The sequence below is a fragment of the Streptomyces desertarenae genome (genome assembly GCF_042681365.1).
Taxonomy (GTDB): Bacteria; Actinomycetota; Actinomycetes; order Streptomycetales; family Streptomycetaceae; genus Streptomyces; species Streptomyces desertarenae.
The window spans coordinates 430432-441066 of the sequence record NZ_JBHUFU010000003.1 but is presented as its reverse complement, the minus strand read 5'-3'; the positions used below and the strand labels follow the sequence as shown (position 1 = coordinate 441066).

Below are 10635 nucleotides of genomic sequence, written 5' to 3'. Positions count from 1 at the left end.
CCGTTCCCGCCGCGGCCGCCCCCGCCCCCGCCGCCCCCGCCGCCGCGGCGGGGGCGGTCCGCGGGGCGCGGGCCGGCGGCGAGGTGCGGCACCTGCGGATGTACGCGGAGAAGCTGCCCGGCGGGCAGCTCGGCTACGGCCTGGAGAAGGGCAGGGCCACGATCCCGGGCCCGATGATCGAGCTGGTCGAGGGCGACACCGTGCACATCGAGTTCGAGAACACCACGGACGTGGAGGTCAGCCTCCACGTGCACGGCGTCGACTACGACATCGACAACGACGGCACCCGGATGAGCCGCAGCACCGTGCCGCCGGGCGGGAAGCGCACCTACACCTGGCGCACGCACACGCCCGCAAGGCGCGGGGACGGCACCTGGCGGCCGGGCAGCGCCGGATACTGGCACTACCACGACCACGTCGTGGGCACCGAGCACGGCACCGGCGGCATCCGCCGGGGCCTGTACGGGCCGGTGGTGGTCCGCCGGAAGGGCGACGTCCTGCCGGACAGGCAGTTCACCATCGTCTTCAACGACATGACGATCAACAACAGGACGGCTGGCGAGACCCCGGACTTCGAGGCGACCGTGGGCGACCGGGTGGAGATCGTCATGATCACGCACGGCGAGTTCTACCACACGTTCCACCTGCACGGTCACCGCTGGGCGGACAACCGCACGGGTCTGCTGGAGGGGCCGGACGATCCCAGCCGCGTCATCGACAACAAGATCACCGGACCGGCGGACTCGTTCGGCTTCCAGGTGATCGCCGGGGAGAACGTGGGCGCCGGGGCGTGGATGTACCACTGCCACGTCCAGAGCCACTCCGACATGGGCATGGCCGGACTGCTCCTGGTGGCCAAGCCCGACGGCACCGTCCCCGGCCACGAGCCGCACCACCCGCCGGGGCACGGGCACCCCTGACCGGCCGGGTGAGCGCCCCGGGCTCAGGAGGCGCGGCCCTCGTCGGGTCCTTCCGCGCCGCCCGCGCCCCCGGGGCCTCCCCCGCCCTCCTGCCCCGCCGTCCTGGGCGACTTCCCCCTGAGACGGTCGATCATCTGCGACGCCTGCGCCTTCGTGAGGTCCCCGGGGACCTCCTCCCCCGCCTCTCGGGCCAGGGTCTGCAGGTAGCTCAACTGCGGACCGGTCGCCGGCTCCTCTCCGGTGACCCAGTCCTCGACGTCCTTGTCCGGGTTCTGTTCCGTCATGCCGGGGCGGGTACCCCGTGCCGCCGCCGGTGTCACCTCCCCGGCGCGCGCCCGCCGGGGCCGGGCGGGGAAATCACCCGCCCGGCCCCGGGTCCGGCCGGAGGGGTCCGGGGTCAGGCGTCCGGGCGGGCGCCGCGCGCGGCGCCCGCGGACGCGACCACCACGCACAGCACCGCGATCCACTGCGGCCAGCGCAGCGACTCCCCGAGCACGACGAGGCCGACGAGGGCCGCCACCGCCGGTTCGAGGCTCATCAGGACGCCGAACACGCGCGGTGGGATCCTGCGCAGTGCCTCCAGGTCCAGCGAGTACGGGATCACCGACGACAGCAGCGCCACGCCGAGCCCCGCAGCCAGGACCCACGGCTGCAGCAGCGCCGATCCGCTGTCGGCCACGCCGAACGGCACGGCCATCAGCGCCGCGACGGCCATTCCCAGAGCCAGGCCGTCGCCTTCCGCGGTGTGGCGGCCCAGCGCCGCGCCGACCAGGATGTACAGGCCCCAGCACGCTCCCGCGGCGAGGGCGAACAGCAGGCCGACGGGGTCGAGGTCGCCGCGTCCCTCCATCAGCAGGACCACGCCGCCCGCCGCGAGCACGGCCCACAGGACGTCCGGCCACCGCCTCGACCCGGCCAGGGCCACCACCAGCGGCCCGAGGAACTCGACGGTCACCGCGATCCCCAGCGGGATCCGGGCCAGCGCCAGGTAGAAGCACAGGTTCATCGAGCCGAGAACCACGCCGTAGCCGAGCACCGCCGTCCAGGCGCGGCGGCCCATGCGCGGTGACGGCCGCCACAGCAGCATCAGCACCGCCGCCGCGAGGAGCAGCCGCAGCGCGACCGTCCCGAAGCTGCCCACCGCATCGAACAGGTGCTTGGCCGATGCCGAGCCCAGCTGGACGCTGACGATGCCGAGCAGCACCAGGGCCGGTGGCGGGATCGCGCCGACGGCACGTCCGGCCCGCGCGGTCGGGGAGGGTCGGGGGGACGGGCCGCTTCGGCCCCTGTCGACGTCGGTGTTGGGCACGGGTGGATTATCGACGACCGGGCGCCGCGCGTCATGGGGTCGAAGCGCCTGCGACGGGGCGGGGACGAGGTCTTGGGCGCCCCTCGTCCCCGCCGGTCGGGGGCGCCCCCGGGGGGCGCCCCCGCCGCGCACCGGCAGAAGGGCGCCCCTCGCCGCCGGTTCCGCCGCTCAGCAGCCGTCCTCGCGCAGCGAGCGCAGGTGGGCGGCGGAGCGGCGGGCGAAGCGGAGCGAGTCGCCGGGGTTGTCGTGCTCGGCGATCCAGTGGTGGCCGCGGCGGCGGGAGAGCCGCTCGACGCCGCCGATGAACCGCTCGTAGTCGATGTCGCCGTCGCCGACGTCCGTCATGCGGTAGCCGTCGCGGGTCGACGGGTCCCTGTCGCCGTCCTTCACGTGGAAGAGCGGGTAGCGGTGCGGGGCCGCCAGGACGTAGTCGATCGGGTCGAAGGGCGCGGGGACGCCGTCGGGGCGGGTGCCGAAGCGGAACTGGGCGCAGAACGCCCAGTAGATGTCCATCTCCAGGTGGACCAGGTCGGGGTCGGTCTCGGCCAGCAGCACGTCGTACAGCCGCACGTCGGGCCGGTCGGAGGCGAAGGAGAACTCCTCGGCGTGGTTGTGCTGGTAGAACGTCATGCCGCGGGCGCGGGCGGCTGCGCCGTAGGTGTTGAAGTCCTCCGCGGCCCGCTTCCAGGCGTCCACCGTGGAACCGTAGCGGAACGGTCCGCTGGCGGTGCCGATGTGCTTCAGGCCCAGCGCCTGGGCGTCGTCGAGGACCTTCTCCAGGTTGGTGGCGAAGGTGTAGGCGCCGGGGTCGGAGGAGTGGTAGCCCACGTGGCTGCCCACCGCGCGCAGCCCGTTGTCGCGGACCAGGCGGCGCAGCTGCCGCAGGGTGATGGGGCCCGCCGAGCCCTGGGTGTAGCCGGCGAACTCCACCTCCTCGTAGCCGTGGCGCCGCAGCTCCTCGAAGACGCGGGCGAAGCCGGCGGTGGAGACCTGGTCGCGGAGGCTGTAGAGCTGGATGCCCAGCCTGCCCCGGGGGACCAGCGGGCGGGCGGGGCGGCGGGACGCGGCGGGGGCGGCCGCCGCGGCGCCGCCCGTCGCCGTTCCCAGCAGGGCGGCGGCGGCCGTTCCGGCGGCGACGCCGAGGAATCCCCTGCGGCGCAGGACGTGGGCGAGTTCGTCGTGGGAGGAGGTGGCCATGTCGCGGCTCCTTGGGTGGGTCCGTGGCGGGTCCGGTGGGGGGCGGGTTCGGTGGGGCGGTGGTCCTCAGGAGAGCCCGGCGAGGCCGAGCAGGAGGGGTTTGACGTCGGTCGCCGCGAGCGGGCCGCCGACGGCTCCGGGCCGGGAGCACAGCAGCACCGGCCCGTCGTCCTCGCCGGCGGGCAGGCGGCCGTGGCTGCCGCGCACGGGCGACGGGTCCAGGGGGACGACCGCCATGCGGTAGCGCAGGCCGAGTTTCTTGCGGGCGAGCGCGGAGGCCGCCCGGAGGCGGACGTACGGGTCGAGGGGGTCCATGAACAGCTCGGCGGGGTCGTAGCCGGGCTTGCGGTGGATCTCCACGGTGCGGGCGAAGTCGGGGGCGCGGTCGTCGTCGAGCCAGTAGTAGTAGGTGAACCAGGCACCGGGTTCGGCGACGGCCACCAGCTCCCCGGAGCGGGGGTGGTCCAGGCCGTGCGCCTTCTTGCCCTCGTCACCGAGGAGTTCGCCGACGCCGGGCAGCCCGTCGAGGGCGGCCCGCGCGGCGTCGAGGTCCTCGGGGCGGCGGACGTAGACGTGGGCGATCTGGTGGTCGGCGACGGCGAAGGCCCGGGAGGCCGTGGGATCCAGGTACTCCATGCCGTCCTGGGTGTGGACCTCCAGCAGCCCGGCCCGGCGCAGGGCCCGGTTGACGTCCACCGGCCGGTCGACGGCGGTGATGCCGTACTCGGAGAGGACGACGGTGGTGCGGCCCTCGGCGCGGGCGTCGTCCAGCAGCGGGGCCAGGGCCCGGTCGAGGTCGGCCGCGGCGGCGTGGGAGCGCGGGTCGTCCGGGCCGTGGCGCTGGAGGTCGTAGTCCAGGTGGGGGACGTAGGCCAGGGCGAGGTCGGGGGCGCGGGTGCGCAGCAGGTGGCGGGTGGCGTCGATGATCCACCGGGAGGAGGCCAGGCCGGCGCCGGGCCCCCAGTAGTGGAAGAGGGGGAAGGTGCCCAGCGCGTCGGTGAGTTCGTCGTGCAGCTCGGGCGGCCGGGTGTAGCAGTCGGGCTCCTTGCGGCCGTCGGCGCGGTAGACCGGGCGCGGGGTGACGGTGTAGTCGGTGTCGGCGCCCATGGCGTACCACCAGCAGACGTTGGCCACCGTGTAGCCCGGGTGGACGCGGCGGGCGGCGTCCCACAGCTTGTCGCCGCCGACGAGGCGGTTGTGCTGCCGCCACAGCAGCACCTCCCCCAGGTCGCGGAAGTACCAGCCGTTGCCGACGATGCCGTGCTCGGCGGGGGCGGCACCGGTCAGGAAGGTGGCCTGGGCGGAGCAGGTGACGGCGGGCAGGACGGTGCCCAGGGGCGCGCGGGAGCCGCTCTCGGCCAGGGCGCGCAGGCGGGGCATCCGGTCCAGCAGCCGGGGGGTGAGCCCGACGACGTCGAGGACGAGGAGCGGGTTCGGGCGGCGGCTCGCGGGCGGCGTCGGATCCGGTGTCACGGCAGCTCCTTCAGTCCGAGTTCGGTCAGCAGGTCGCGGACGAGGGCGAGTTCGGCGGCGATGCCGTCGGCGAGCTGCGCCCGGGTGCGGGGCCGCAGGGCGGCCGGAAGGGCCTGCCAGGTGTAGGTCTCCACCTCCAGGTGGCCGGTGAGGGGCTCGGGGCCGCCGGCGAGCCGGGTCAGCGCGTCGCGCAGGACCGGCAGGGTGGAGGCGAGCGGGGGCTCGGGGACGGCGTGCAGGGGCACGTGGAAGTGGGCGCGCCAGGGGCCGGTGGCCGGCAGGGGCCCGTCGTCGGCGAGCGCCGCGTCGAGGTCGTCGGTGCCCAGGACGGTGCCGTCCGGGGTGCGGACGCGGGTCTGGTGGAGGAAGCGGGGTTCGGCGAAGCCGGCGAGCGCCTTGCGCACGGCCGGATCGCGGGGGTCCTCGGCGTGGAGGGCGGCCGAGAGCTGGGCCTTGACGACGGGGACTCCGGCGGCGGTCAGGCCGTCCAGCGCCTCGCCGGGGTCCTCGAACTGGGTGGCGAGGTGGCAGGTGTCCAGGCAGGCGCCGATCCGCTCGCGCGGCGGGGCGCCGGGGGCGGTGAGGGCGCGGACCGCGTCCGCGGTGGTCTCCACGGCGCAGCCGGGCTCGGGCTCCAGGCCGACGCGGATGGACCGGCCGGTGAGCTCCTCCAGGGCGTCGAGCCGCTGGGCGAGGGCGGTGAGCGCGGCGCGGGCGGCCTGCGCGCCCTGCGCGCCGAAGCCGGTGCGCCAGGCGAGCGGCAGGGTGGAGACCGTGCCCTCGGCCACGTCGTCGGGCAGCAGCGCGGCCAGCAGGCGGGCGAGGTCGGTGGTGTGCTCCAGCCGCTCGGGCTCGGTCCAGTCGGGCCGGTAGACGCGGCCCTTGACGACCCGGTCGCCGAAGCCCCGGTAGGGGAAGCCGTTGAGGGTGACGACCTCCAGGCCGCGGTCGTCCAGTTCGGACCGCAGCGCGCGGACGGCGGCGGGGTCGGCGGTCAGGGCGCGGGCGGCGTCGCGGGCGAGCCACAGGCCTATGCCCAGGCGGTCGCGGCCCAGGCGGCGGCGGACGGGCTCGGCGTGGTCGCGGAGCTGGCGGCGCACTCCGGCGAGGTCCTCGGCGGGGTGGACGTTGGTGCAGTAGGCGAGGTGGACGGTGGTGCCGTCGGGGTGGCGGAAGCGCATCCCTCACTCCCCCCCTGCCTGCGCCGGGAGGGCTTCCACGCCCCGCAGCACGGAGTTGCCCTCGTGGGTGGCGCCGGTCCTCCCCGCCTCCAGGACGAGCCGGCCGCTGATCCCGTAGAAGGCCACGGGGTTGCGCCACAGCACCCGGTCGACGTCGTCCTCGTCGAAGCCGGCGGCGAGCATGGCGTCGCCGACCCTGCGGGTCTTCAGCGGGTCGCTCCTGCCCCAGTCGGCGGCGGAGTTGACCAGCACCTTCTCCGGACCGTACGCCTGGAGGAGGGCGACCATGCGGGCCTCGTCCATCTTGGTGTCGGGGTAGACGGAGAAGCCGAGCCAGCAGCCGGAGTCCCTGGCCTCCCGCACCGTGGTCTCGTTGAGGTGGTCCAGCAGCACGTGCTCCGCGGGGAGTGCGGACTCGCGCACGACGTCGAGGGTGCGGCGCAGCCCGGCGAGCTTGTCGCGGTGGGGGGTGTGGACCAGGGCGGGCAGGCCGTGGTCGGCGGCGAGCTGGAGCTGCACCGCCAGGGCGTGGTCCTCGGCCGGCGTCATGGAGTCGTAGCCGACCTCGCCGACGGCGACCACCCCGTCCTTGACGAGGTAGCGGGGCAGCTCGTCCAGGACGGGCACGCAGCGCGGGTCGTTGGCCTCCTTGGGGTTCAGGGCGATGGTGCAGTGGTGGGCGATGCCGTACTGGGCGGCGCGGAAGGGCTCCCAGCCCAGCAGGGAGGCGAAGTAGTCGCGGAAGCTCTCGGGCGAGGTGCGGGGCTGGCCGAGCCAGAACGACGGTTCGACCACGGCCCGGACCCCGGCGGCGTACATGGCCTCGTAGTCGTCGGTGGTGCGGGAGCTCATGTGGATGTGCGGGTCGAAGATGCGCATCAGCCCTCCTGGGGGTGGGGGGTGGCGGCGAGGTCCAGCACGCGGTGGAGGTCGTCGGGGACGGGCCGGCCGGCGGCGGTGCGCTCGGCCGCGTAGTGGCCGAGCATGCGGGCCAGTTCGGCGTCGCCGCGGGCCCGCTCGGCCAGTGCGGCGACGGCGGCCACCGGAACGCCGGTGAACAGGCACTTCAGGACGGCGTGGCGCCAGGTGTGCGCGTCGAGGCGGGCCGCGGCGTACGGACCGACGGCGGCGGCCACCAGCCGGGTGTCGTTGGTGCGCAGGGCGTCCTCGACGAGCGGCACGGCGGCGTCGCCCACGTCGAGGTGGGGCAGGGCCAGCAGGACGGCGCGCCGCTCGTCGGCGGTGCCGTGCTCGTACAGGCGCGCCGCGGTGGCCGCGTCGGCCCGGGCCGCGCGGAGCAGCAGGACGCGGGCGGCGTCGGCGGGATCGCCGCCGCCGGGCCGCCGGGCGGAGCGGCAGTGGCGTCCGGCGGCGGCGAAGTGGAGCTCCCAGGCGGGCGGGAGGACGTCCGGGGCCCTTCCCGGTTCCTCCCGGTCCGCGTGCTCCGCCGCCCGCGCCGCCTCGGCCAGGGCCCGGTCCAGCCACTGCCGGGCGGGCGGGTCGAGGCGCGCGGCGAGCTCCCCGTGGAGGGCGGGAATCCCGCGGCCGGTCAGCACGGGGCACCTCCGGCCGCCCGCTCGGCCTCCCTCAGGAAGGCGAGGGACGCCTCCGCCAAGGCGGGCCCGGCGTGGGAGTCGCGGGGCAGCTCCACGCCGACCAGGCCCCCGTACCCGGCCTCGTGGAGCGCGGCCAGCACCGGCGGGAAGTCGATCTCCCCCTCGCCGAAGGGCAGGTGCTCGTGGACCCCCCGGCGCATGTCCTCGATCTGGACGTGGCGCAGCCAGGGCGCGGCGGCGCGCACGCAGTCGGCGGGCGGCTCCGGCTCCAGGCACTGGCAGTGACCGATGTCCAGGGTCAGGCCCAGCCCGCCGGGGTCGCCGAGGTCCGTGCGCAGGCGGTGGAAGCCGGCCAGGTCGGCCAGCAGGTGGCCCGGCTCGGGTTCGACCGCGAGCGGCACCTCCGCCGAGCGGGCCGCCTCCAGGACGGGGGTGACGGCCTCCGCCAGCCGCTTCCAGGCCTCCTCCGGTCCGGTGCCGGGCGGGGTGCGGCCGCTGAAGCAGTGCACGGCCGTCGCGCCCAGGTCGGCGGCGATCCGCACGGCGGTCAGCAGCAGCTCCGTGCGGGCGGCGCGGGCGCCGGGGTCCGGGTCGAGGAGGGTGGGGTGGTGCTTGCGGCGCGGGTCGAGGACGTAGCGCGCCCCGGTCTCGACCGCGACGGCCAGTCCCAGGCTCTCCAGGCGGCGGGCGGTGTGCCGGGTGCGGGCGGCCAGTTCGGGGGCCGGGGCGAGCGGGTCGAGGTGCATGTGGTCCAGCGTCAGGCTGACCCCGTCGTAGCCGAGGTCGGCGAGCAGGCCGAGGGCGTCGTCCAGGCGCAGGTCGGCGAGTCCGTTGGTGCCGTAGGCCAGGCGCAGTGGGCTGCGCGGAGGGGTCATGTGGGGCTGACCTTTCGGGACAGGCGGCGGGCGAGGGGCAGCAGCGCGGCCAGCGGCAGGGCGGTCCCCGGTGCGCCGGCGCGGGCGGCGAGCGCGGCCTGGAGGGGGATCAGGGCGCGGATCCCCCCGCCGACGGCCCGCCGGGTGAGCTGGGGCGACGGGTTGAGGGCGGCGTGGGTGTACGGCCGGGCGGCGGTGGCCCCGTACAGCGCGGCGAGGGCGGCGGCCGCGGACGCCCCCGCTCCCCGCGGGACGGTGAGCGGGCCGGCCGCGGCGCGGCCGACGGCGGCCGTGGCGGCGAGCGCGGCCAGTGGCCGGAGGGTGGAGCCGCCCCGCTCCTCGCGCCGGGAGACGGCGGTGACGGCGAGGGTGTGGGTGCCGAGCAGCGCGGCCGAGGGCAGCGCGCGCCGCGCCGCGCGGCGCGCGTCCGGCGGAGCCGGTGCGGCGGCCACCGCCCCCAGGAGGAGGTCCAGGGCGCGGGCGGCGGCCATGGCGAAGGGGCCGGCGGGGGTGTTCTTCAACCGCAGGTCGTAGGCCCACACCACACCGGCCAGGGCCCCGGCCGCGGTCAGGGCGGGCCGTCCGGCGGCGGCTGCCAGGCCCAGTCCGGCGGCGGTGAGGCCGCCCGCGGCGGCCAGGGCCGCGCCGGGGGCGATGCGGCCGGACGGCAGCGGGCGCTCCGGGCGTTCCACGGCGTCGGTCCCGCGGTCGGCCCAGTCGTTGAGCGCCATGCCCGCCTCGTAGAGGCAGACGGAGGCGCCGGCGGCGAGCGCGGTGCGGCGCCCGGGGGCGTGCCCGGCGGCGGCCGCACCGGCGAGGGCGTCGCCGGGGACGGTGAGCAGGGCGGAGACGCGCAGCAGTTCGGCCCAGGCCCGCCGCCGTCCGCCCGGCCGGGGGTTCACGCCCCCTCCCGCAGGCGGTCGGCGAGGGAGAGCAGGTCGCGCCATTGCCCGGGCAGGTCGGGGGCGGCGCCCGGATCCGGGTCCTTGAAGAAGAAGGCCAGTTCGGGGAGGGGCCCGGAGAGTCCGGCGGCGTGGGCGGCGGCGGTCAGCCGGGCGAGGTCGAGGACGAGCGGTGCGGCCAGCGCGGAGTCGCAGCCCTGCCAGATGGTCTGCAGGACCATCCGGGTGCCGAGGAATCCGTCGAAGGCGATGTGGTCCCAGGCGGTCTTCCAGTCGCCGAGGGCCGGCACGTCGTCGATGTGGACCTCTCCCTCGGGCACCGAGCCGAGGGTGTCGGCCAGCGCCCGGGCCTTGCCGGCGTTCTTGGCGGCCGCGGCGGCCGGGTCGGCGAGGGCGGCCCCGTCCCCGCCGCCCAGGAGGTTGGTGCCGGACCAGGCGCGCACCCTCAGGGCCCGGTGGAGGAACATCGGCGCGAGCACCGACCGCAGCAGGGTCTGCCCGGTCTTGCCGTCACGGCCCGCGTGGGGCAGCCCGGAGCGGGCGGCCGCGTCGGCCAGGGCGGGATGGTGCAGTCCCGCGGAGGGCGTGAAGTTGACGTACGGGCAGCCGGCGCGGAGGGCCGCGGCCGCGTAGAGGGCGCTGGGCGGCAGGCGGTCGCCTCCGGGGGCGGGGGCCGGTTCGGTGGTGGCGACGTTGACGACGACGGTGCGGTCGAGCCCGCGGCCGGCGGTGAAGGCGTCCAGGTCGGCGGCGAAGGCGTCGATCAGTTCCTCGTCGGTGCGGCCGTCGCCGGGCTGGGGACCGCCGGGGCGGATCGCCGCGTCGACGGCGGCCAGTTCGGCGTGGACGGCGGCCGGGAGGCCGTGGGGCAGGACGCCGCCCTCCGCCAGGGCCTCGGCGCGTTTGGGCAGGGGGCAGTCGGAGGTGTCGTGGCCGCCGACGACCAGGTCCGCCAGGGACGGCAGTCCGCAGCCGGCGAAGGGGGCGGTCTCGGTGACCATGCCGGTGGGCGGGTGCAGTCCCGCGGTGACCGCCGCCCAGCCGGCCGCCGCGGTGGTGGCGACCGATCCCCGTGCCCCGACGAGCCAGACCCCCGTGCGGGGTGCCGGTCGGGGGTGCGGTCCGGTGCCGCCCGGTGAGCCGGTGGTCTCGGGGCGGGGCTGGTCGTGGCGGTCGGTGGTCATGGCTGCCTCCCGTGGGATGAGTGGCGCGGCACTGCTCG

The 10635-nt window shown here is 76.6% G+C and carries 11 protein-coding genes; 1 reads left to right on the top strand and 10 read right to left on the bottom strand.

What is annotated here, in order from left to right:
• The coding region (locus ACFSJS_RS08055) for a multicopper oxidase domain-containing protein (RefSeq protein ID WP_380898308.1) at window positions 1-920 on the top strand (920 nt) is incomplete at its 5' end.
• A 23-nt stretch (window positions 921-943) separates the two neighbouring features.
• Here ACFSJS_RS08055 and ACFSJS_RS08050 read toward each other — a convergent pair.
• The 10 genes from ACFSJS_RS08050 to ACFSJS_RS08005 form a co-directional block, all read right to left on the bottom strand.
• Window positions 944-1204 (bottom strand): DUF3072 domain-containing protein, encoded by a 261-nt coding sequence (locus tag ACFSJS_RS08050; protein WP_380898306.1) that lies wholly within the window; start codon window positions 1202-1204, stop codon window positions 944-946.
• A gap of 113 nt (window positions 1205-1317) precedes the next feature.
• On the bottom strand, window positions 1318-2229 hold the full coding sequence (locus ACFSJS_RS08045) for an EamA family transporter (protein WP_380898304.1): 912 nt from the start codon (window positions 2227-2229) through the stop codon (window positions 1318-1320).
• A 168-nt stretch (window positions 2230-2397) separates the two neighbouring features.
• Window positions 2398-3426 carry a sugar phosphate isomerase/epimerase family protein gene (locus tag ACFSJS_RS08040; RefSeq protein WP_380898302.1) on the bottom strand — a complete coding sequence of 343 codons (1029 nt, stop codon included), beginning with the start codon at window positions 3424-3426 and terminating at the stop codon, window positions 2398-2400.
• Window positions 3427-3492: 66 nt separating this feature from the next.
• Entirely contained in the window at window positions 3493-4899 is a 1407-nt protein-coding gene (locus ACFSJS_RS08035; RefSeq protein WP_380898300.1) for an alkaline phosphatase family protein, read from the bottom strand.
• Window positions 4896-6080, bottom strand: coding sequence for a metabolite traffic protein EboE (gene eboE / locus ACFSJS_RS08030; RefSeq protein WP_380898298.1), 1185 nt, complete (start codon window positions 6078-6080; stop codon window positions 4896-4898). The genes ACFSJS_RS08035 and eboE overlap by 4 nt, the downstream gene beginning before the upstream one ends.
• A gap of 3 nt (window positions 6081-6083) precedes the next feature.
• The gene (locus ACFSJS_RS08025) at window positions 6084-6959 is read right to left on the bottom strand and encodes a TatD family hydrolase (protein ID WP_380898296.1); all 876 of its coding nucleotides are present in this window, start codon (window positions 6957-6959) and stop codon (window positions 6084-6086) included.
• The gene (locus ACFSJS_RS08020; protein ID WP_380898294.1) at window positions 6959-7636 is read right to left on the bottom strand and encodes an EboA domain-containing protein; all 678 of its coding nucleotides are present in this window, start codon (window positions 7634-7636) and stop codon (window positions 6959-6961) included. Before ACFSJS_RS08020 ends, ACFSJS_RS08025 begins: the two co-directional genes overlap by 1 nt.
• Window positions 7630-8511: a sugar phosphate isomerase/epimerase family protein gene (locus ACFSJS_RS08015; RefSeq protein WP_380898292.1), complete on the bottom strand. Its 882-nt coding sequence runs from the start codon at window positions 8509-8511 to the stop codon at window positions 7630-7632. Before ACFSJS_RS08015 ends, ACFSJS_RS08020 begins: the two co-directional genes overlap by 7 nt.
• A complete protein-coding gene (locus ACFSJS_RS08010; protein WP_380898290.1) occupies window positions 8508-9458 on the bottom strand; it encodes an SCO3242 family prenyltransferase in 951 nt (316 codons plus the stop codon). The genes ACFSJS_RS08015 and ACFSJS_RS08010 overlap by 4 nt, the downstream gene beginning before the upstream one ends.
• Window positions 9410-10597 (bottom strand): inositol-3-phosphate synthase, encoded by a 1188-nt coding sequence (locus tag ACFSJS_RS08005; RefSeq protein WP_380898288.1) that lies wholly within the window; start codon window positions 10595-10597, stop codon window positions 9410-9412. Before ACFSJS_RS08005 ends, ACFSJS_RS08010 begins: the two co-directional genes overlap by 49 nt.
• Window positions 10598-10635 lie beyond the last annotated feature (38 nt).

What these genes read in the sequence shown, in the direction of transcription:
- ACFSJS_RS08050 (WP_380898306.1), bottom strand. Translation starts at nt 1,204, where the DNA reads ATGACGGAACAGAACCCGGACAAGGACGTCGAGGACTGGGTCACCGGA.
- ACFSJS_RS08040 (WP_380898302.1), bottom strand. Translation starts at nt 3,426, where the DNA reads ATGGCCACCTCCTCCCACGACGAACTCGCCCACGTCCTGCGCCGCAGG.
- eboE (WP_380898298.1), bottom strand. Translation starts at nt 6,080, where the DNA reads ATGCGCTTCCGCCACCCCGACGGCACCACCGTCCACCTCGCCTACTGC.
- ACFSJS_RS08025 (WP_380898296.1), bottom strand. Translation starts at nt 6,959, where the DNA reads ATGCGCATCTTCGACCCGCACATCCACATGAGCTCCCGCACCACCGAC.
- ACFSJS_RS08015 (WP_380898292.1), bottom strand. Translation starts at nt 8,511, where the DNA reads ATGACCCCTCCGCGCAGCCCACTGCGCCTGGCCTACGGCACCAACGGA.
- ACFSJS_RS08010 (WP_380898290.1), bottom strand. Translation starts at nt 9,458, where the DNA reads ATGGCGCGACCTGCTCTCCCTCGCCGACCGCCTGCGGGAGGGGGCGTG.
- ACFSJS_RS08005 (WP_380898288.1), bottom strand. Translation starts at nt 10,597, where the DNA reads ATGACCACCGACCGCCACGACCAGCCCCGCCCCGAGACCACCGGCTCA.